At 31.8% G+C, this 23,139-nt stretch carries 16 protein-coding genes and 1 pseudogene; 11 read left to right on the top strand and 6 right to left on the bottom strand.

All coding sequences use genetic code 11. The annotated features are described in order from the left end of the window. The 3 genes and pseudogenes from EV195_RS11550 to EV195_RS11540 all read right to left on the bottom strand — a co-directional run. Positions 1 to 4,877 (bottom strand): annotated as a pseudogene (locus EV195_RS11550) (SprB repeat-containing protein); the annotation flags it as partial. Positions 4,878 to 4,973: 96 nt separating this feature from the next. After that, positions 4,974 to 6,827 (bottom strand): PorP/SprF family type IX secretion system membrane protein, encoded by a 1,854-nt coding sequence (locus tag EV195_RS11545; protein ID WP_132795106.1) that lies wholly within the window; start codon positions 6,825 to 6,827, stop codon positions 4,974 to 4,976. Between the two features lie 5 nt (positions 6,828 to 6,832). Continuing rightward, positions 6,833 to 9,004 (bottom strand): T9SS type B sorting domain-containing protein, encoded by a 2,172-nt coding sequence (locus EV195_RS11540; protein WP_165915726.1) that lies wholly within the window; start codon positions 9,002 to 9,004, stop codon positions 6,833 to 6,835. A 216-nt stretch (positions 9,005 to 9,220) separates the two neighbouring features. On the opposite strand from EV195_RS11540, the gene porQ reads away from it, so the two are divergent. The 3 genes from porQ to EV195_RS11525 are packed head-to-tail and all read left to right on the top strand — an operon-like array spanning position 9,221 to position 12,439. Continuing rightward, positions 9,221 to 10,270, top strand: coding sequence for a type IX secretion system protein PorQ (gene porQ / locus EV195_RS11535; RefSeq protein ID WP_132795104.1), 1,050 nt, complete (start codon positions 9,221 to 9,223; stop codon positions 10,268 to 10,270). 29 nt (positions 10,271 to 10,299) lie between these two features. After that, positions 10,300 to 10,989: a (d)CMP kinase gene (gene cmk, locus EV195_RS11530; protein ID WP_132795103.1), complete on the top strand. Its 690-nt coding sequence runs from the start codon at positions 10,300 to 10,302 to the stop codon at positions 10,987 to 10,989. Next, positions 10,976 to 12,439: a glycosyltransferase family protein gene (locus tag EV195_RS11525; protein ID WP_132795102.1), complete on the top strand. Its 1,464-nt coding sequence runs from the start codon at positions 10,976 to 10,978 to the stop codon at positions 12,437 to 12,439. The genes cmk and EV195_RS11525 overlap by 14 nt, the downstream gene beginning before the upstream one ends. Positions 12,440 to 12,528: 89 nt before the next feature. On the opposite strand, the gene EV195_RS11520 is transcribed toward EV195_RS11525, so the two are convergent. After that, positions 12,529 to 13,572: an RluA family pseudouridine synthase gene (locus tag EV195_RS11520; RefSeq protein ID WP_132795101.1), complete on the bottom strand. Its 1,044-nt coding sequence runs from the start codon at positions 13,570 to 13,572 to the stop codon at positions 12,529 to 12,531. Positions 13,573 to 13,587: 15 nt separating this feature from the next. Then, complete coding sequence (locus EV195_RS11515) at positions 13,588 to 14,145, bottom strand: PASTA domain-containing protein (RefSeq protein WP_132795100.1); 558 nt, start codon at positions 14,143 to 14,145, stop codon at positions 13,588 to 13,590. A 111-nt stretch (positions 14,146 to 14,256) separates the two neighbouring features. Here EV195_RS11515 and EV195_RS11510 point away from each other — a divergent pair, with 111 nt between their 5' ends. From EV195_RS11510 to EV195_RS11490, 5 genes are read left to right on the top strand one after another with little or no spacing between them, the layout of a single operon-like run. Beyond that, positions 14,257 to 15,231: a D-alanine--D-alanine ligase gene (locus EV195_RS11510; RefSeq protein ID WP_132795099.1), complete on the top strand. Its 975-nt coding sequence runs from the start codon at positions 14,257 to 14,259 to the stop codon at positions 15,229 to 15,231. A 6-nt stretch (positions 15,232 to 15,237) separates the two neighbouring features. Continuing rightward, positions 15,238 to 15,690: a pantetheine-phosphate adenylyltransferase gene (gene coaD / locus EV195_RS11505; protein WP_132795098.1), complete on the top strand. Its 453-nt coding sequence runs from the start codon at positions 15,238 to 15,240 to the stop codon at positions 15,688 to 15,690. Between the two features lie 23 nt (positions 15,691 to 15,713). Further along, positions 15,714 to 16,694: an energy transducer TonB gene (locus EV195_RS11500; protein ID WP_132795097.1), complete on the top strand. Its 981-nt coding sequence runs from the start codon at positions 15,714 to 15,716 to the stop codon at positions 16,692 to 16,694. Beyond that, positions 16,695 to 18,434, top strand: coding sequence for a M14 family metallopeptidase (locus EV195_RS11495; RefSeq protein ID WP_132795096.1), 1,740 nt, complete (start codon positions 16,695 to 16,697; stop codon positions 18,432 to 18,434). 2 nt (positions 18,435 to 18,436) lie between these two features. Further along, complete coding sequence (locus tag EV195_RS11490; protein ID WP_132795095.1) at positions 18,437 to 19,240, top strand: class I SAM-dependent methyltransferase; 804 nt, start codon at positions 18,437 to 18,439, stop codon at positions 19,238 to 19,240. Between the two features lie 28 nt (positions 19,241 to 19,268). Here the strand turns inward: EV195_RS11490 and EV195_RS11485 are convergent, their stop codons facing one another. Continuing rightward, entirely contained in the window at positions 19,269 to 21,161 is a 1,893-nt protein-coding gene (locus tag EV195_RS11485) for a SulP family inorganic anion transporter (protein WP_132795094.1), read from the bottom strand. A gap of 146 nt (positions 21,162 to 21,307) precedes the next feature. Here EV195_RS11485 and pyrR point away from each other — a divergent pair, with 146 nt between their 5' ends. The 3 genes from pyrR to EV195_RS11470 are packed head-to-tail and all read left to right on the top strand — an operon-like array spanning position 21,308 to position 23,134. Further along, the gene (gene pyrR, locus EV195_RS11480) at positions 21,308 to 21,862 is read left to right on the top strand and encodes a bifunctional pyr operon transcriptional regulator/uracil phosphoribosyltransferase PyrR (protein ID WP_132795093.1); all 555 of its coding nucleotides are present in this window, start codon (positions 21,308 to 21,310) and stop codon (positions 21,860 to 21,862) included. 2 nt (positions 21,863 to 21,864) lie between these two features. Beyond that, entirely contained in the window at positions 21,865 to 22,797 is a 933-nt protein-coding gene (locus EV195_RS11475; RefSeq protein WP_132795092.1) for an aspartate carbamoyltransferase catalytic subunit, read from the top strand. 4 nt (positions 22,798 to 22,801) lie between these two features. Then, on the top strand, positions 22,802 to 23,134 hold the full coding sequence (locus EV195_RS11470; protein ID WP_132795091.1) for a hypothetical protein: 333 nt from the start codon (positions 22,802 to 22,804) through the stop codon (positions 23,132 to 23,134). Positions 23,135 to 23,139 lie beyond the last annotated feature (5 nt).

The raw sequence follows: 23,139 nt of genomic DNA, 5'->3' as shown, positions 1-23,139 counted from the left end.
TTGGTAATTGATCCAACTGTAATTGTTTCTGTATAGGTACAATTTAATCCATCTCTAATCGTAACATCATAATCTCCTGCTACTGAAATAGCAAATGTATTACCTGCTTGGAATGATGCAGCGTTTCCTGTTGGAACAACTGAATACTCATAAGTTCCATCTCCTCCACTTGCTGTTACCGTTACACTTCCATCATTACAAGTTACAGGAGTAGTTGCAACTGTTCCTGTTAATTGTGTATTGATGGTTTCCGTTGATGCAGCTGATACACATCCGTAACCATCACGAACTAAAACTGTAAAGGTACCAGGAGCTAATCCTGTAAATGTATATGTTGTAGCGGTAACTGGACTTGGTACTTGCCAGCTTGCTCCATTATCAATACTGAAATTGTAATCACTTCCTGATCCTCCGGAAGCAGTAACAACTATCTGACCATTTGTTCCATCATAACATGCTGTTGGAATAGCTGTATGTGTTGGGTTTGTTGAAGGATTTACTGTAATATTGAATGGTGCTGATAAACATCCATTAGTATCTTGTGCTATAATTGTATGTGCTCCAGCGGCAACATCTGTAAATGATCCTGTTTGGAATGCTCCAACTCCATCTAATTGATAAGTATATGGACCATTTCCTCCAGTAGCACTTGGCTCAATTGTTGCTCCCGTAGCTGGATTACATGTTACCTCTTTTGTAATCGTTCCGCTTGCAACTACAACTGTAGGCTCACTTACCGTTTCTGTTCCTAAGGAAATATCACATGTGTCTCCATTTACAGTTGCACGAATACGAACATCGTAACTACCTGCTGTTAAACCTGATGCTGTAACTGGACTACTTGTATTTCCTGTAACCCATGTAGTTCCGCCATCAATACTATAATCAAATGAAGTTCCAAAATTACTTGCTGTAATCTCAATAGCCCCATCACTTCCTGCATTACACGTTGTGTTAGTTGGATTTGTAGACCCCAACAATTCTCTTCCCGCTTCAACAACAAAAGAAACATCAACAGTACAGTTTCTTCCATAATCAACTGTAATTGTATGAGAACCTACAGATAAATCTGGGAAAAAGTTAGTTCCATTGAACGGACCTCCATCTAATGAATAATCATAGCTACCGTTAACCGGTGACAAAGTAGCATCCGCAGTACCATCACAATTATAAACTAAATTTGCATTTATTACTGGTTCATTTGGTATAGGTTCAACTACTAATGGATCTGGTAAACTATAAGTACATCCATTAGAATCTCTAATTACTAAGTTATAAGTACCTGGAGTAGCAGTGTTTAAAACTCCTGATGACTGAAAAGTAGTACCTCCATCAAAACTATAATTATAACTTGGTGTACCTCCTGATTCATTATTAAAAACAATTCTTGCAGGATGGTTACAGTTAAAGTCTCTATCAATAGATGCTTCAGCATATAAAGGGTTAGGCGCTGTAACATCTACAGGTCCGACAGTATAACTACATGAATATCCTCCTTTAGTAGCTCTTACATCAATAGTATAAGAGCCTATTGCTAAGCCCGTAAAAGTATTAGATGTATTATAAGTTGCTCCTCCATTAATACTGTACTCTAACGAATACCCTATTAAACCTGGCGGAGAGACTGTATTAACAGTAATACTTCCATCAGAATCACCACTACATAATGGGTTTGTAACAGTTGTTGTAAATTGTAAAGGATCTTCTAAAACAATAGTTACTGGACTTGAAACTTGTGAACAGTTGTTATCATCTACAACAATAAATTCATATGTCCCTTCCTCTCCACTAGCTATAGTAAAAGTAGTTGATGATTGGAAATCACCGATAGCAATATCTGTAACATTAGTGTAGGAAATAGCTGTTTTTGTAGCTGTAGCCGCAGGAGTGTATGACCAAACCGCATAAGTATAAGGAGTAGTTCCTCCTGAAGCTGTTAAATCTATTATACCGTCTGTACAATTAATGTCTTTTGTTATAACAGCCGTTAAGGCTAATGGTGCTGGAACAACAAATGCAGGAGTGTCTTGAGAAAAACTACACTCTGCTGTTGTTACTTGAACTGTATAAACTCCAGAACCTGTAACTGGAAAATCTCTTGAAGTATCTGTTGTAGGACCGAAGGTACTAACTACGGACGCTCCATTTAATATTGTATATGTGTATGGACTTGGAATAGTACTATTAATTTGAACATTAATATTACCCGAATCACCAGCACATAAAATAGGACTAGTAGTTACATCTACATCGATGTCTATTGAATTAACTGAATACCCAGGATAAGGATATACACAAGAGGTTGCATCATTTTTAATATATACATCATAATTTCCTGCTGTAGAAATAGAAAAAGTATTTGATGCTTGGTAAGATGAATCTGGTGGAGAAGCACTACCGGCAGTAACAATAGCATATTCATAACCAGCAGGCACATTATTTATAGTAATACTTCCCGCATTACCACATATAATATCTTCGGTTACAATAGTTGGTGTTATAGTAGCTTTGAAAACATTAAAATAGTAACGTTCAAAACAACCACCTGATTCTGTTACTTCCAAACGATATTGACCTGCGTCTGAGAAGCTTCTTGTTGTTGCGTTTACGTCGGTAGCAACATCCTCCCAACAACCAGCCGTTTGATTTGGACAACTAGGGTCTGGATCTGGACTACAACTTGAACTTAATTGTTGCCATCTTACAGTAGTAGGTGCAATAACACCTGTTATAATTTCTCTAAAATCTGTATCACCACAAAGATATATTTCCACTAATTCAGAACCGTCATTTGGACATGTTCTTATCGCATCTCCAAAAGCAGCTATAGGATTAGTCCCTGTTCCAAAAGGACCAACGATAAATGTTTCATCAGAGCTAACACAAGCTGCTGGTACTCCTGATGGATTTACTTTTGTTACGGTATAAGTACCTGTACTAGTAACAGTAAGTGTAGGTCCTGTACCAACAATTACACCATTTTCATCTCTCCATTCGTACGATGCAAATCCCGAACCAGGAATTAACTCCAATGAAGGACCACACAATGTAACATTCTGAGTGAAACTACACCCACTAGTATCAACTAAAAAGTTAGAGGTACCCGCTATACCATAATCACATGCATCTATACCAGAAACACTAGGCTCATTATTAACACTTACTCCTCCTTGAATACCATCATACCTAGCAAAAGCTTGATTCTCAATAACATTTGAACAAACATCTCTTAACTCATTACAATCAGAAACTACTTGTACATGTAAACGAATATTATGTATAGAACCTCCTTCTTCTACCAAGCTATCAGGAATTGTAAATTCTAATTCACCTTGAAAACCATTTGCTAAAGCTGGTGGATCATACGTATAAGTTACACCCGCAGGAACTGTGATGTCTGCAGGTATTAAATCAACATTCTTAGGCAAACGATCGGTGATAACAGTATTTGTTGCATCATCAGTACCATTATTTTGAAAACTAATATTATACCATAAATCACTACCTAAACCTACTGGTGTTCCTGCAATATCATTTCCAGCTCCATCGTCAATAGTTTTCACTAATTCAATATCTGGCTCAATAATTTCGATTGCCATTCCTATTAAGAATGGCCAATATACATCTCCTCCAGTAGTAAATCTTGCGTTTAAACTAGTTTGATTATTAGCAATTAAAGTATTAGAAGGATTATTCAGATTAAATAAATCTACATCAAAACCTAAAGTATTTTCACTATTTGGGTTTCTTGTAGTTACAAAATTGTCGTACTGAGTTATACTACCATTAAAAAAGTTATTTGCTGGATTGGTAGTGGGTGTTGATATATTTGTATATGTTCCTGATGTATCTTCAACTCTTAATCTATCTCCACTAATATAGGTATCTCCCTCTAGGGTAGCAGTTAATAATTGGGTTCTTACTGGACCTGAAGGAATTGTTGTGAATCCTGAAAAAGAAATATCTGTACTGTTAGATCCATCAATAGTAGAAAAACCATCAAAAACAGAAATATTTTTACTCGATTGCGTAGAATCTTCGTATATAACAACCAAAACCCAACCTCCAGAACCACCAAGCCCATTGTTTTGATCCCATCCAGTTGTTGCTCTAATATTTGCTGCATAATAATCTCCATTTGGATCACTTAGTGCTTGTACATCAGTAGTTACATCTTTATAACAAACATAAGGTCTTTGTGTAGCTATACCATTATCATAAATTACTTCATCAGCAGTAATATCTTGGTAATTTTGTCCCGGTAATCTAAACTTTATATCTCTATAATCCCCCTGCCTTGAACCAGCATTTTCCCATGTATCATAAGGATAAACTCCAGCCCAATATAAACCAGCATAAATAACTCTAGAACAATTTGGAAGTGCTAATGTTGACTTTGATGATGAAAATGTGGTACTATTCCCCGAAATACCTTCTACATCATCAATATCAATATAATCCATAAAAAAGTTACCATTATTAATAAAAAAGTAACTCCCATTGAAATCGATCACTAAATCGGAATCGTATGGATCATTGGGCGTTATAGATGTAGTAACATCACCTCCAATTGTACCTGTATTTGGATTGTAATAATTAAAGTTAAAAGCAGAATTATCAGTATCTCTATTTAAAATATTATTACCAACAAAAGTAATATTACCTTGAACATTAATTCCACCTGTAGCCAATCTTTGCGTAAAAGCAACATCAGGTTTTTTTAATAATGATCTGTCAACAATCTCTTTGTATGCCTTTGACTTAAAGCTACTGTTAGGTGGTATTTTATCAAACACTTTTTTTTGACCATCAATTTGAGAAAATGAGAGTATAGTGTTTAAAACAAATAAAATTGAGATTAGTATTTTTTTATTCATTTTTGGGGATTTGAATATTATTTATTTACGCACATTTAATATAAGAAAAGAATTTAACAAATTCAAACTAAAAAAAACTAAACATATGTTTACCAATTATTTAACTTCAACTATATTCTTTCTATCATAATAGCTTCCATTTAAATTATTATTGTACAACTTGATTGTCTCAGCTCTACTATCTGTCTTTAATATGTAGACATGTCTCATTCCTGTTTCAGGATTGATGAAAAAGTCTGCTTTTATACCATCATTTTCTAATTCATCTAAGAATTTATCTGCATACGCCTTCTTTCCAAATACATTAACAACCAAATAATAACCAGGAGGTATTTGACCTGTAGGGTTTTTCATTGTACGAACTCTTGCAGGTGGTTGAGGCTTAGGTTCAGTATAAGATTCTCCTTCCGCTCCAAGAGTAATTTTCATTACATATACCTTATCAGCTCCTGTTTTACTCTTTTTGATACCTAAATCATTGTTAGCTTCTTCTCCTTCAACTCCTTTTGTTGTACCATTAATTTCATGTTTTTGATCCTCAGCATCTTCTTTCTTAGCATGTCTATCTATATAAACTACATATACATCATATTTAGGATCTCTAACATATCTTGCTTTATATTTATTATTTTTATTTCTGTTGTATTTTTTAACCTCAGATTTAGCTCTAGCTAAAGACTTATACTGCTCTATCGCTGTATAATACATTGTACCAGCGCCACCTCCTGTTCTAGTAACAGTTCTTTCTCTCCATGGCTTAGCCTTACTTCTAGGAAGCGATTGATCTCTAGCTTCTTTTGACTGTTCAACAGGAACTTCTCTTACAATCTCTTTTGTTTGAGGTTGGTTTTTAACCAATCGTAATAACTCATCAACTTTTTTATGTAAGCTATTTATTGAATCTTGAGCAACCTGTAATTCATCTGATAAATCGTTATGCTCAGGATCTTCATACTCGTTTTTCTTAACATCTAAAATCTCTGGTTCTTCATCCTCAGGTAAAATTATATCAACTTTAGGTGTTCTATTAGCAACACTTCTACTTCTATTTCTTCCTAAACGATATAAAATTCCAACTTCGTTAGTTCCTCCTAAATTATCTTGCTTTTCATATGAAAAACCTATACCTAAGTTTTTGGTAAGGTTTATACCAAACCCAGCATTTAACCCAAATATTTTATCGTAACCTACTTTTACCCAGCCAGCTTTTGGTAGTTCTAAAAGCACATTACCTGCATATGAAAAATCATCTTTTAATTTTCTTGCTACACCTAAACCTCTCAAAGACATATTCTGGAACAATCCGCTTGAATTATCAAATCTATAAGTATATGCAACATGTCCAGAAATTGTTTTATCACCAAAATCACTAACAAATTCACTAGATTTCAAGTTAAAATCTCCTAGGTTTTCAAAGAATATTCCCACATCTAAATCTCCAAAAGACATTGTTGCTGCAGGTTGAAATACTACTACTGGTTTGTCTTGATAATTGTTAATTAAAGGATCATCTCCGTTTGAAAGTACACGCGGATTATCTATACTTCTTCTACTGTAGAAAAAGTTAAAACCAAATGTTAATTTTTTATCTCCTGCTAATTTTAATTGATACGCGTAATTCGCTACTGCACCAAAATCTTTAAAAACTCCTATTTCTTGTTGAAAAACAGCTATACCAGCACCAACATTTCTTTGCATTTTCCCTGAATAACTAAGAATATGTAAACGTGAAGCATCTTCAAATTCTATATTTGCACTTCTAGTAATAGCCTCTATTGTAGCGGTTTCTCTGTGTAGTATTGAAAAAGTAGGCACCGTCATGAAGTTATTAAATTGCATAAAACTTCTTGACGAAAATCCATTATACTGGTCTTCACTTATACTCACCTGAGATAGGCAAGTTAAATGAAGTAATGTTAATAGTACAAATAAAGTAATGTTTTTAACCATACAAATTATTGTAATACTGAAATGGTTCCCGCTTTAACTAAGTTATTATCCTTAATAACCTTAAAGTAGAATAACATTCCATCTTTTAAATTATTGTCCTGAGGCCAATTATTTTGATAATCGGTTGTATTCAGAACTTGTTCCCCTCTTGAATTAAATATAATAATCTGAACATTAGGCTGAAAAGCAAATCTGTTCGGTAATTCCCATCGATCATTAACACCATCTCCATTAAATGGTGTTATTATATTAGGTATAATCAACATCCCATCATCTTCAACTACATTTACTTCTCGTTGAGCATTACAACCTCCTACTGTACCTATAACAGTATAGGTACCTAAATTTCCTACGTCTAGTGTTTCATTTGTTGATAACAAATTTCCAGCTTGATCATACCACTCGTAAGAATCAGCTCCACTAGCTGTTAAAGTAATAGTACCTCCTGCAGGTAATACTGCATTCGTTGAAGGACTTACCTCTAAAACAGTGTCATCAAACTCTACAACTTCAACCTCAGTAACATTTATTTGACAACCAAATCCATCTAAAGTCACATTATAAGTTCCTATTTCAGATACTTCTACATTCAAAGGATCTGAAACAGTCATTGCAATGCCATCCTTAAACCAAGTATAGGTGTAACCTGGAAAATCATCAATACTTAAGAACAATGATTCTCCTGGACATAATGCATTAGAAGGAGAAGATGATGAAATCTCAACATCTCCAACACCCAATAATAAATTTACAACATTAGAATCTGCAGTAAGCGTCACAATAGTTATGTTTAAATAATAATCACCATTGTCGTTGTATGAATTAACATTAAAGGTTTGAGCCTCTGCACCTGTTATAGCAACTGAGTCTTTAAACCACTGAAGTTTCATTAAAACTGTACCTCCAGGATCAGGAGATAATAGTTTATTTATTTTTTCTTGAGAAATATTATAATCATTCCCATCTGTAGCCGTAACACTTATTCCAACCAAAGCAAGCTCCGTATTAGCAGAATTACACTCTTGGTAATCTGTTCCAGGCCTGATAGTTACAAACATTTCACTAACTCCCAAAATTGTTCTAGTATCAGATGTAGCAGATACTGGACAATCTCCTGATAATTCAGTTACAACTGCGTAATATTCTCCTGGGCCTGAAACATTTAATGTATCTCCAGACACCCCTGGTATTTCTCCCGATTCGTTAAACCATTGTATATTAACCGTACCTGAAGCATCATGTGTGACTACTAATTCAATTGTTTCACCTGGGAAAATAATATCGAATGGATTGCCACTAATAGTAACATTAAAGGAAGCATCTGATTTTTGCTGTAACGTAACATCCTGAGATCTACTAGAACAGTTTCCTATTTCAATTTCCAAATGATACACACCAAATTGATCAGCAGTTGGTGTAGTATATATAGGCAAATAATCTGGCAAACCTGTAATTTGCACTCCGTCTTTAAACCATTTATACGTAAAGCTTGGATCATCTATACTTGCCTGTAAATCATAAGATTGGTCAGCACATAAATCTACAGTATTATCTCCAAGAATTGTTAAACTTGAAGAATTAACAACTATTACATTAACTTTATTAGAAATAACAGCATCTGTACACGATCCATAATCAACTTCTGCATAATACTCTCCTGGTTGTGAAACCGTAATTGAAAGACCTGTTTGACCAACAATTTGAACATTATTACGATACCATTTATAGTTGAAATTTGAATCTATCTCATTTAACGTTATAGTTTCAGGATTTCCATTACATAAAGCAACATCTGTAAAGTTGTTTAATATTAATTGTTCTGAAGTAATATCATAAGCGCCAAAAGGATCAGAATCTGGACTAGTAACTGACGGATTATCTGCTACAACTCTTATTCTATATCCTGAACCATAAGTACCATTCGGAACACTAAACGAACCGTTAATCGGTATTAGTGGGCTAAAATTTTGATTATTTACACTTAATATTTGTGTAGCACTAGAAAAATCACCATTCTCATCAGAAAGAAAAACCCTGAAAGTATTAGCTGAGTCGAAAATACCATCTCGATAGGTAAAACTGAAACTGAAATTATTAAAGCTATCAGTAGCACACGCAGATGAAAAATTTAAAACAGGTTTATCTATAGTTTGCCCATAAACAGTAAAGCTCAGCAATAGCATTGCCAGCTTGAGAATCGGTTTGAGATTTATTTTCAAGTACTTAAACATAATAGGCGGGGACTATTAAACAAGGTACACTATATACCTAACATACAAATATATTTAATTTTTGTTAAAAGCCTAATTTATTTTAGGCTTATTCCATCCAAAAACACTATAGTTGTAATTAATACGTTAATTTAGCGGAGTTATTATATCTTATTTAAAATAATGCTGAAAAAAATCACCTCAATTTTATTTTTTTTCGTTGTAATACATACAATAGCACAAGTAGCAGGAACAAGTTCTTTTTCCTTTTTAAATACGGCTACCGATGCTAGACAAATTGCTTTAGGAGGAAAAATCTTAACCTTAGTTGATGACGTAGACCAACCTAAATGGAACCCTGCTGTTATTAATATCGATTTAGACCGCAGACTTTCCGTAAATTACACCAGTTATTTAGCTGATATTTCGATAGGTTCTGTTTCTTATGCTCATCGATTTAATAGACACTCTCCTACTTTTCATTCTAACATCACCTATGTTAACTATGGAACTCTTATTCAAGCGGATGAAGAAGGTAATGAAACAGGTACTTTTGGCGCTAGTGATGTTGCTTTATCTGCCGGTTATGCTTATCAAATTCCAAATTCAAGTATAAGTATTGGTGCTAATGCGAGGTTAATTTATTCTTCTATTGCTAATTTTTCTTCAAGTGCTTTTACAGTTGATCTTGGTGCCGTTTACTATAATATTGAAAAACCTTATATTTTTTCGCTAGTACTAAGAAATATTGGAACTCAAATCACCTCATTTAATGGTGTCTCTGAGAAAATTCCTTTTGAAATTGCGATAGGCGCTTCTTATATGCTTGAAAATGTTCCTTTTCGTCTTTATGGGACTATTGATAATTTACAACAATGGAATATTAGTGTTGCAAACCCATCCAATTCAATATCTGACTTAGAAGGAAACGTTACTGAAGAAGAAATTTCATTTTTAGACAATGCGTTTAGACATGTAATTATTGGCGCTGAACTATTTCCTAAAAGAGCTGTAAATTTAAGAATAGGATATAATTTTCGAAGAGGTAAAGAATTACAAGTTCAAAATGTTCGAACTTTTGGTGGTATTTCTTTTGGTTTTGGTTTGAGAATGAATAAAGTAAAACTAAATTATGCTTATTCTAGATTTCATTCAGCTTCAAGTGTTAGTACTTTCGGATTAACTATTGACTTTAATAAAGATTATAGACGAGATATTTCTACAAACTATTAACTTGTTTATCTTTGCTTTCAAACTAGGATATGAGCAATAAAAAGATAATTATAGCAATTGACGGGTTTTCTTCTACTGGAAAAAGCACCATTGCTAAACAACTTGCAAAGCATTTAAATTATATATATGTAGATACTGGAGCAATGTACAGAGCTGTTACATTGTATGCTATGCTAAACGATATAATTGACAAAAATTCTTTTGACAAACAGCAACTTATTAACGATCTTAACCTAATTCAATTAAGCTTTACATTCAATCCTGCTTTAGGCTTTGCAGAAATGTACCTGAACGGTGTTAATGTTGAGAAAGAAATTAGATCAATAGAAGTTTCTAAATTAGTAAGTAAGGTATCAGAGATATCTGAAGTTCGAAAAAAGCTGGTTCAAGAACAACAGCAAATGGGAAAAGACAAAGGAATTGTAATGGATGGAAGAGATATTGGAACTGTTGTTTTTCCTGATGCTGAACTTAAGTTATTCATGACTGCCTCTGCTGATAAACGAGCAGTTAGAAGATACAAAGAATTAATTGACAGAGGAGATAATGTTAAGTATGATGAAATACTTCAAAATGTTCAAGAACGTGATCGAATTGATTCTTCGAGAAAAGATTCGCCTCTAGTTAAAGCAGAAGATGCTATCGAATTCGATAATTCAGATATGGGATTGAATGAACAGTTTGAGAGAATAATGAGCCTTGTAAATGATCGCTTATAATAATTTTCAAGAAAAGGTTAAAATTGCTTCCCTTGTAATTTTTACTATTACTGCATTTTTTAGTGTTGGTCATTTACAATCAGATGAACATTTCCAAATACTAGAGTTTGCTCAATACAAATTAGGTGAAATTTCTGCAGAGGAGTTACCTTGGGAATTTGGAGAAAAAATGCGTCCTTCAATACAACCTTGGATAGCATATACTTTTATTAAGTTTTTCGATTTTATTGGGTTAAAAAATCCATTCACGATTACTTTACTCTTTCGTTTAATGAGTGCTTTACTACTTTGGTATGTAATCATTTCTTTAAATAAAATTGTAATTAAAAACTATTTTAAAACAACTAAATGGGCTAACATATTTTACGCTTCAACCCTACTCCTTTGGTTTATTCCTTTTACATCTGTTCGTTTTTCATCAGAAAATATTGCTGCTTTATTTTTATTACTTGGTTTTCTCCAACTCTTTAAAAAACAAAGCAATATTAGTTTTGCTATTGCAGGAACATATTGGGGTTTATCGTTCTTATTTAGATATCAATTGGGATTAAGTGTTTTTGGAGCATATCTATTTTTACTTTTAATTGAAAAAACTTCAATTCTAAAATTACTCATAAGTATAATACCCCTTTTAATAATTATTGCTTTTGGCGTTTATTTAGACACACTATTCTATGATGAGTTCACTATTGCTCCTTACAATTATGTAAAGGCAAATATTTTAGACGATAAGGCTTCGAACTTTGGTACTTCACCATTTTTCGCCTATTTATACTTATTCTTAGGAAAAGCCATCCCTCCTATCAGTTTAGTATTATTTGCAGGATTTATAGCTGGTGTTAAACCTTTGAAAAAACACATATTTGTTTGGGCAATCATTCCTTTTATCATTATACATTCTGTAATAGCTCATAAGGAAATTAGATTTATGTTTCCTGTAAGTTATTTGTTCATTTTCATCAGTGTATATGGTATTATGAAATACTTTGAACACAAAGAAATTAAAGTTTGGCAGCGAAAAGTAGTTAAGTTCAGTCTGTACTTAAATGTCTTATTACTAGTTATTATGACTTTTAAACCTATGAATGGAACTGTAAAATTATTTCATTATATACATGCTAATTTTAACGATACTCCAACGTATATTATCAGTACAAAAAGACCAATATATTCAATGTTGGTTAATTTGAAATCTACTTTTTATACCGCTGAAAATGTAAAAAACGAAGTAGTAAAACCTGAAGATATTCAAACTCATCTTCAAAAGAATGACATTAATGAATGTTATATTTTACATGAAAAGTTTGATTTTAAAATACCTTTAGAAAATTATACAGTAGAAAAAGTTTATTCTGAATATCCTGAATTGATAAAAAAGATTGAGTTTATAGATTGGCAGAAAAAGCTACGAACTAAAACTATTTTTAAGATTACAAAAAAAGAGGAATAACAAATCATTATTCCTCTTTTCTGAGATTTCAATATTCTGTACAAATACCTTAAAAAATTTAAATACGCGATTCTCAGCGATTGACTTTTTTAGTCGATATCAAACTCATTTGAATTTACAGAGTAACTTCTCCACTTTTCTAAACATTGCTCAATATCCTCAGGAATTTCAGAATTGAATTGCATAAATTCTCCTGTAGTAGGATGTACAAATCCTAACGTTTTTGCGTGTAATGCTTGTCTTGGTAATACTTTAAAACAATTATCAACAAATTGTTTGTACTTCGTAAACGTAGTTCCTTTTAAAATTATATCACCACCGTAACGCTCATCATTAAATAACGTATGACCAATATATTTGAAATGCGCTCTAATTTGATGAGTTCTTCCTGTTTCTAGTTTACACTCTACTAAAGTTACATAAGTAAAACGTTCAATTACTTTATAATGTGTAATTGCAGGTTTTCCGAATTCACCATCAGGAAAAACAGACATTTGCATTCTATCTTTTATACTTCTTCCAATATGTCCTTCTATAGTTCCCGAATCTTCTTCGACATTTCCCCAAACTAAAGCGTAATACAATCGCTCTGTAGTTTTATCAAAAAACTGCTTAGATAAATGTGCCATTGCAAATTCAGTTTTTGCAATCACCAATAAACCACTAGTATCTTTATCTATTCTATGAACTAAACCTGGACGTTCATTACTGTTTTTAGGAAGATTTTCAATATGATGAATCAATCCGTTAACCAAAGTTCCTGAATAGTTCCCGTGACCTGGATGAACTACCATTCCTGGCTCTTTATTTACCACAATTACATCATCATCTTCATAAACAATATTCAACGGAATATCTTCTGCTACTAATAAGTTTTCGTGTGGTGGATGCGACAGAACAACTCTAACCACATCCTTAGGTTTTACTTTGTAATTTGACTTAACCGATAAATCATTTACTAAAATATTTCCTGCCTTAGCAGCTTGTTGAATTTTATTTCTTGTAGCATTCTCAATAAAATTCATCAAAAATTTATCAACTCGTAACGGATCTTGTCCATCTGTAGCTGTAAATCTATAGTGTTCAAATAATTCTGAACTTTCGTCTTGTAAATCGTAATCTTCCTCCTGCATCAATTAAAATTCTTCTTAATTACCGTTTCCGTCTCCTAATATTAAATCAATAACCGATTTCTTAGGTAATTTATCTCCTAAACCAATTTGTTTTCCTTTATGTTTCAATCCTCGTACTACATCTTTTCCTATATCTGGAACGTAAGTAAAGTTTTCTCCTACAGAGAAACCAATTGATCGTAAATGAGTAATCGCCTGTCTTTTAGTTTTACCATTTAAATCTGGTATTGCTACGTCTTTATATTTAGACGGATTTAATGTTAAATATATTTTTCTTTTTTCTTTTACAAAATCTCCAGCTTCAGGTGTTTGCTCTATAACTGATTTTTTAGGAAAATCAGGATTGTAGCTAGCGCTATCTATAATCTCGTACGTTAAATTCAATTCTTCTAATTTCTTTTCAACTTCAAACAGTCCCATTTTATTTAAATCAGGCACTTGAATTTTTTGATCATGATTTGTAGTAAATCCTAACCACCATTGTAATAAGAAAATAAACAATAATAATCCTACAACAGCTAAACCTATTTGGATTAAAAACGTTTTACTTTTTAAAAACTGAATAAACTTCATAATCTATTTTTTGTAAGACGAGACAAATGTACATTAAAAATAATACTAAATTAAAAACATCAATTTTTAAAATACTTTTTTTGGTAAGTTTGTAATACTTAACGAAAAATAATGAAAAAAAATATCGCCATTATTATGGGAGGTTACTCATCTGAAGTAGCTATTTCTATTAAAAGTGGAAATGTTGTTTATAAACATTTAAACAAAGAAAAATACAATCCTTACAGAATACATATTTTAAATGATGGATGGTTTTATGTAGATGATAATGAACTACAATACCTTGTAAATAAACACGATTTTTCTGTAGAAATTGAAGGAAATAAAATTACGTTTGATTGTGTTTTTAATGCTATTCATGGTGCTCCTGGAGAAAACGGAGTAATTCTTGCTTATTTTGATTTGTTAGGAATAAAACACACCTCTGCTCCATTTTATCAAATGGCATTAACGTTTAACAAACGTGATACGCTAAGTGTTTTACAAAAATATGAGATTCCAACCGCTACCTCTGTATATTTAAATAAAGGAAACTCGGTGAATCCTGATGAAATTGTTGCAAAAGTAGGCTTACCTTGTTTTGTAAAACCTAACAATGCCGGATCAAGCTTTGGTATTTCTAAAGTATATGAAGCACATAAATTATACGATGCTATTGATAAAGCTTACCAAGAAGATGATGAAATTTTAATTGAAAGCTTTTTAGAAGGAACAGAAGTTTCTGTTGGTGTAATTGAATATAAAGGTGAACTACTTGTTTTACCAATAACTGAAATTGTGTCTGAAAATGATTTCTTTGATTATGAGGCAAAGTACGAAGGTAAATCACAAGAAATTACACCTGCTAGAATAACTACAGAAGAGGAAAATAAAGTAAAAGCTATTGCCAAAAAAGTATACACAGCATTAAACATGAGTGGTTTTTCTAGATCGGAATATATTTTGGTGAATGGAGAGCCGCATTTCTTAGAAATGAATACTGTTCCTGGTCTAACTGAAGAAAGTATATTACCTCAGCAAGCAAGTGAAGCAGGAATTACTTTAACTGAACTTTTCGACAATGCAATTCAAAATCAACTAAACTAAACATACATGAGACGTGCTATTTTTCCAGGATCTTTTGACCCAATCACTTTAGGTCATTTTGATATTATAGAAAGAGGAGTTACACTTTTCGACGAGCTAATTATTGCCATTGGTATCAATGCAGATAAAAAATATATGTTTCCTCTAGAAAAACGAAAACAGTTTATAGAAGAAGCTTTTAAAAATGAACCTAGAATTAAAGTGGTTACGTACGAAGGGTTAACAGTAAATTTTTGTAAAGAAATTGGTGCTGATTTTATATTAAGAGGATTACGAAATCCAGCTGATTTCGAATTTGAAAAAGCCATTGCACATACTAATCGTAAACTATCTGAAATTGAAACTGTTTTCCTATTAACTTCTTCTGGTAAAAGTTATATTTCTTCCTCTATAGTAAGAGATGTCATTAGAAATAATGGAGATTATACTGGCTTAGTTCCTGATTCTGTAAGAGTTTAACAAATAAACACAAACTAAATTTTATGAAAAAGTCAATTTTATTCGGAACTATAACTTATTTATTTATTTTCAATTCTTTTGCTCAGGAAAATATAACTTTTAAAGCTGGAGACACTATATATTTCAATAAAGGAAATCTGAATCTCAAATCGAATTATGACTCTTATTCAGTTTTTATTGATTCTATCTATATAGAAGGAAAAAAATTATATAAGATGATTGAGTATAAAGAAAATAAAGATCAAAAAGATTTTATTAAGCATTCAGTTTATCACACTTTATACCCTAATATTAAAGGAGGAGATTATCTAAAAACATTCTTTCATACCAATGGCAAAAAATCTTCTGAAGGAAAGCTAGAACATGGTTTAAAATCTGGAAAATGGACTTTCTGGTATGAAGATGGAAAAATCATGTCTGAAGAATTCTATTATCCATCGACAGTTTCTGAAAAACGAAAAGAATCTGAAATGATATCTTTTTGGGACAGAACTGGTAAAAAAACCGTTACTAATGGAAACGGAACTTATGAATTTAAAAACGACTCAGTTATTAAAAAAGGTTTTTTCAAAAACAGAAAAAAGCATGGTAAATTCGTGAAATTTACCAATGAAAGGAAAAATTATGAAGAGTACTACAAAAAAGGGAAATTAAAAAAAGGCACCAGCTGGGATGAAAAAGGAAAAGAATACACTTATAAAGAAACTTTTATAACACCATATTATCCTAATGGTAACAATGGAATCCGAAAACATGTGATTAAACATTTTAAAGTTCCTGAATATGCTTTTAAAAATAAAATTTCTGGTAGAATTCTTGTCTCTTTCAAAATAAATAAAAATGGAGAAATATCTGATATTAATGTAACCAAAAAACTTTGTGAACCTTGTGATAAAGAAGCTGTAAGAGTTGTTAAACTTTTAAAAAAATGGAGACCTGGTGTAATGAGAGGACAAAAAGTTAAAGTTGGTTATACTTTACCGATAAAATATAACATAGAATAAATGAAAAAACTTTTAATACTTTCACTTTTAATAGTAGTTTCTTGTAATCAAAAAAAAGAAACAGATTTCACTACTTTATTTGAAAAATCAGAAGGTACTGAAACTCCTACTTATAAAGAAGTAACTTCTTATTACAAAGATCTATCTGATAGTTATTCTGAAATTTCTATGTTAGAATTTGGAAAAACTGATAGTGGTAATCCGTTACACTTAATAGTATTTAACACAGATGGAAAAACCAATAAAAACGAGATTAAAACATCTAAAAAGAATAGAATTTTAATCAACAACGGAATTCATCCCGGAGAATCGGATGGAATTGACGCCTCAATGTTATTACTTAGGAATATAGTTCAAAGCGATTCTTTAAAAAAAGTATATAAAAACTCATTAATTTGTGTGATTCCAGTTTACAATATTGGAGGTGCCTTGAATAGAAATTCTCATACAAGAGCAAATCAAAATGGTCCTAAAGAATATGGATTTAGAGGTAATGCTAGAAACTTTGACTTGAACAGAGATTTTATTAAGCAAGACACTAAAAACGCACAGTCTTTTTCAGAAATTTTCCATGCTGTAAATCCTGATGTCTTTATTGACAATCATGTAAGTAATGGTGCAGATTATCAATATGCAATTACACATTTATTTACGCAGCATAACAAATTTGGTGGTGATTTAGGAACTTATTTAGAAAATGAAATTCGTCCTTATTTAGAAAATTCATTAAATAAAAAAGGAATTGCTATTACTCCGTATGTAAATGTTTGGGGAACAACACCAGATAAAGGTTGGTCGCAATTTATGGATTCACCACGTTACTCTACAGGTTACACTACGCTCTTCAACACTTTTGGAATGATGGTAGAAACACATATGTTAAAACCCTATAAAATAAGAGTTGAACAAACTTATGAGTTACTTTTTTCTATGTTAGATTTTACAGAAGAAAACTCAACGAAAATAAAAGATTTAAGAGCCAAAGCTGTAGAAAAAATCGTCGAAAACAAAACATATCCAATTCAATTTGCAGTTAACAGAGATAATCCTACAAAATTCAATTTTAAAGGATATGAAGGAAGCTATATTGATAGTAAAGTGACCAATGGAAAACGTTTGTTTTACGACAAAACCAAGCCATTTGAAAAAGAAGTTAATTACTTTAATAATTTTATAACTACAAAAGAAGTTACCATACCAAAAGCTTATCTTATTCCTCAAGGTTGGTGTAAAGTAATTGACAGGTTACAAAACAACAATATTGAATTTACTCGTTTAAAAAACGATACTATTATTACTGTTGAAGTACAACACATTAAATCGTTTAAAACTGTAAGTAATCCTTTTGAAGGACATTATTTACACTACAATACAGAAATAGAATCTTCTTTAGAAGAGATACAATTCTTAGAAGGAGATTATTTGATTCCAACCAATCAAAATGGAATTAGATACTTATTAGAAACACTAGAAGCAGAAGCTGTTGACAGTTTCTTTAATTGGAATTTCTTTGATACTATTTTACAACGTAAAGAAGGATTTTCTCCTTATGTCTTTGAAGACAAGGCCGAAGATTTTTTAAGTAAAAATCCATTAATAAAAGCTGAATTTGAAGCTAAAATTAAAACAGATACTACCTTTGCTAAAAGTTCTGTAATGCAATTAAATTGGATCTATATGCAAACTCCACATTATGAACCAGCACATATGAGATTGCCTGTTTTTAAAATTCAAAAATAATCATGAAAAAAATTGTGATTAAACGTTTTTTGGCTAGAATTAATGTACTGACGCTTGTAGAGCAAATTAACTTTTATCGACAAAAATTTAAAAATAGAAAGAGCAATAGAGTATTTAAAAAACTGAATCCAGATGTAAAACTTCCTCCTGATTTTTACATATATGAGACCTTTCAATTACATTATGAAAAGTTTTATACTAATGGAATTCCAACAGCTAAATGGTTATACAACCATATTTCTCAGTTCAAAAAAATTGAAAATATTTCTTTTCTTGATTGGGGCTGCGGTACAGGAAGAGTGTTAAGACATTTACCTAAAATTGCTGGGAATAGCAATCAATATTTTGGGTGTGACTATAACCAAAAATATGTAAAATGGTGTTCCGAAAACTTAAAAAACATTAAGTTTCAACACAACAAAGTAACTCCTCCTTTAATTTACGAAAATGAAAAGTTCGATGTAGTATATGGTATTTCAATTTTCACACACCTATCACTAGAACAGCACTATAAATGGTTTGAAGAATTATATCGTGTTTTAAAACCCGATGGAATTCTATTTATAACTACACATGGTAATGTTCATAGTTTTAAACTAACTGAAAAAGAATTGGTAAAATACAATTTAGGAGAATTAATTGTACATGATTTTAAGAAAGAAGGAAATCGATTATTTTCCTCTTATCAACCAACGCCTTTTATGACAGGTATTGCTAAGCAAACTAATTTTGAAGTTTTAAAACACATCCCTGGTGAAACGACAAACGGGAAACCACAACAAGATATATGGATATTCAAAAAATAAAAACTCCTGATTTCTCAGGAGTTTTTATTTAAAATTTATATTCATGTAAAGGTTTTGGAAACGCTTCAGGATTTGCTGCTAAATGATATCTTGGATCATCTACGTCTTCTACTATAACATCATGAAACTTCTCACTCGCTTTATACATCAACACTTTACAATCTTCACTTAAATGTTTTAATTTGATAGATTTACCGGCTTCTTGATACTTCTCAACCAATACAAACAAAGCTTCTAACGCTGAATGGTCTGAAATTCTACTTTCAACAAAATCAATTTCTACATTTTCAGGATCATTTTTAATATCAAATTTCTCATTGAAAGCAGTAATACTTCCGAAGAATAAAGGTCCCCATATCTCATAAACTTTAGTTCCATCTGGTTTAAAACGCTTACGAGCTCTAATCATTCTAGCGTTTTCCCAAGCAAAAGACAATGCTGATATAATTACACCCACAAAAACTGCGATAGCTAAATCAAAAAATACAGTAACTGCAGAGACAATAACTAATACACAAGCATCCGCTATAGGAATCTTTTTTATAATTCTAAAACTAGACCAAGCAAAAGTTTCGATTACCATCATAAACATTACTCCCACTAAAGCTGCAATAGGAACTTGCTCGATGTACTTATCTGCAAAAAGAATAAAGATTAATAACGTAACTGCCATAGTAACTCCAGATAATCTTCCTCTTCCACCGGCATTGATATTAATTACCGTTTGTCCAATCATTCCACAACCTCCTGTACCTCCAAACAAACCACTTACTATATTTCCAGCTCCTTGAGCTACACATTCTTTATTTCCATTACCTCTAGAATCAGTCAGTTCATCCACTAAATTCATGGTCATTAATGTTTCTATCAATCCAACTGAAGCTGCTAAAAAAGCGTACGGTGCTATAAACTTTAACGTGTCTAAATTAAATGGTAAGTTGCTCCATAAATCAACTAAATTCAATTTTTTAGAGATTTCATCAATTCCATTTAAACCTGCTCCTCCTCCATCTCTAATAAAATCTCCAACATTAATTGAGTTTAATCCGAAAACAATAGAAACAAAGGTTACAATTAATATAGCTGTTAAGGCTGCAGGAACCTTTTTGGTAAGTTTAGGTAATCCCCAAACAATTAACATGGTTAATAATACCAAACCTATCATTGTATATAACCTATTTCCTTGCATTAACGTTTTTACTACTCCACTATCCTTAACCGCATAAAAACCTTCCTCTCCAACATTAAAAACAACTTTTTTTGAATTTATATCAAATACTTGTCCTTCTGAAATTGTAAAAGCTTTAGTATTTGTCGTAGTATTAATAACTGAATTGCCATCAATGGTAAATAAAACAGTATCAGAAATTAGATCTTTAACTTCATTATTATTTACATTATAAATTAATTCTTTAGAAGTTGTTTTTCGCATGTTCTGCCCGAAAACATCTTTCTTGTTTTCTTTGAACATTCCTAATTGAGCCAAAAATATTACAATGGCTAAACCATTTACAAACCCCATCATTACGGGATGTGGAATCAAGCGCACAAACTTTCCTAGTTTAAATAACCCAGCAACTACTTGAATAACTCCCATCAAAACTACAGCGGCTAACAAATAGAAATATCCCATATTTTCAATAGGTTGATCAAACAGCAATCCTTTGGCATGACCTTCTTGTATCATAGTTACAAAAATTACTGCCACAGCACCAGCTGCTCCAGATATCAATCCTGGTCTTCCTCCAAACATTGCAGATATCAATCCAACTACAAAAGCTCCGAATAAAGCTACAATTGGACTAATTTGTGCTACAAAGGCAAAAGCAACTACTTCAGGAATCATAGCTAAAGAAACTGTGATTCCTGCCAATGTATCATCTTTAATGTTAATCTTCTTATTTTTAATGTATTTCATCATAATTACTCCGGACTTTTCTAAAAGATGGCAAATGTAAAGATAATTTTATTCATTTACCTGAATGTTTCCAGCACTTTAATTTTGCCTTCAATCATTTTTGTACTACTTTTGAATTTTGGAACTATCATGTAAATTGATAGCATAAAATGAGCAGAAAAACACTACTTACGTCTAAAGAAATTGAAATCATTCTGCATCGACTAGCTTGTCAGTTAATCGAAAATCATAACGACTTTTCTAATACCGTTTTAATTGGATTACAGCCTCGTGGTACTTTTTTAGCAGAACGTTTAAAAAAGATTTTAATTGAAGATTACAATATTAAAAATCTAAAATTAGGATTGTTAGATATTACTTTTTATCGTGACGATTTTAGAAGAAAAGATGAACCTTTAGAAGCAACACCAACAAAAATCGATTTTCTAATAGAGAATCAAAAGGTTGTGATTATTGATGATGTTTTATACTCAGGAAGAAGTGTAAGAGCTGCATTAACAGCCTTACAAGCTTTTGGAAGACCTGTTAGTATTGAGCTATTAGTTTTAATTGACAGAAGGTTTAGTAGACATTTACCAATTCAGCCTAACTACAGAGGAAGACAGGTAGATGCTATCAATGAAGAAAAAGTAGTAGTAAACTGGAAAGACACACATTCTAAAGACCAAATATACTTAGTATCCAAACTATCTAAGAACGATTAATAATGAAGCAGTTAAGTGTAGAACATTTATTAGGCATAAAGTATCTTAACAAAAATGATTTAGATCTTATTTTTGAAACTGCTACTCACTTTAAAGAAGTTATCAATAGACCAATTAAAAAGGTACCTTCTTTAAGAGATATCACAATTGCTAATCTATTCTTTGAAAATAGTACCCGTACAAAATTATCTTTTGAGTTAGCAGAAAAACGTTTATCAGCAGATGTTATTAACTTCTCGGCTGGACAATCTTCTGTTAAAAAAGGTGAAACACTTATAGATACGGTTAACAACATTTTATCAATGAAAGTTGATATTGTTGTTATGCGTCATGGAAATGTAGGTGCAGGAGTTTTCTTGTCAAAACATGTAGATGCTAAAATTATCAATGCTGGTGATGGTACTCACGAACATCCTACTCAAGCTTTATTAGATAGTTTTTCAATGCGAGAAGCATTAAATTCTGATTTAAAGGGGAAAAAAATAGTGATTGTAGGAGATATTTTACATTCTAGAGTTGCCTTATCAAATATTTTCGCGCTGCAATTGCAAGGTGCACAAGTAAAAGTATGTGGACCAACTACTTTAATTCCTAGGTATATTTCAAGTTTAGGAGTTGAAGTGGAAACCAACCTTAAAAAAGCACTAGAATGGTGTGATGTAGCCAATGTTTTACGTGTTCAACACGAAAGAATGGATATTAAATACTTTCCTTCTACAAGAGAATACACACAGCTTTTTGGAATCAATCAAGAGATTCTTGATAATATTGGCAAAGATATTGTTATAATGCACCCAGGACCTATAAACAGAGGTGTAGAATTAACAAGTGATGTAGCTGATAGTAAGCAGTCTATTATTCTTAATCAGGTTGAAAATGGTGTGGCGGTAAGAATGGCTGTGATTTATTTGTTAGCGCAACAAATAAAAAGATAAAAACATGAAAACCGAATACAAAGAGGGATACGTTCTCATTAGTTCTGAAGAAAATTCTTTTTCAGAATTTTATAATTTATTTGCAGATAAACATGTAGAATTAACTGAAAATAATGTGATTATTAACATTTCATCGAATCTACTTGCAAATGAGGAAGAAATTTCGTTATTTTTGGAAAGTGCTGATATACATCAGGAAAGCGGCACAACTTTTGTAGTTGTATATCAGAATGTTGACGTGGATAATTTCCCTGAGACTTTTAACATAGTTCCTACTTTACAAGAAGCAGAAGATGTGTTAGAAATGGAAAATATCCAGAGAGATTTAGGTTTTTAACAAAT

Source organism: Tenacibaculum skagerrakense (assembly GCF_004345825.1).
Lineage (GTDB): Bacteria > Bacteroidota > Bacteroidia > Flavobacteriales > Flavobacteriaceae > Polaribacter > Polaribacter skagerrakensis.
This window is presented reverse-complemented; position numbering and strand designations above follow the sequence as displayed.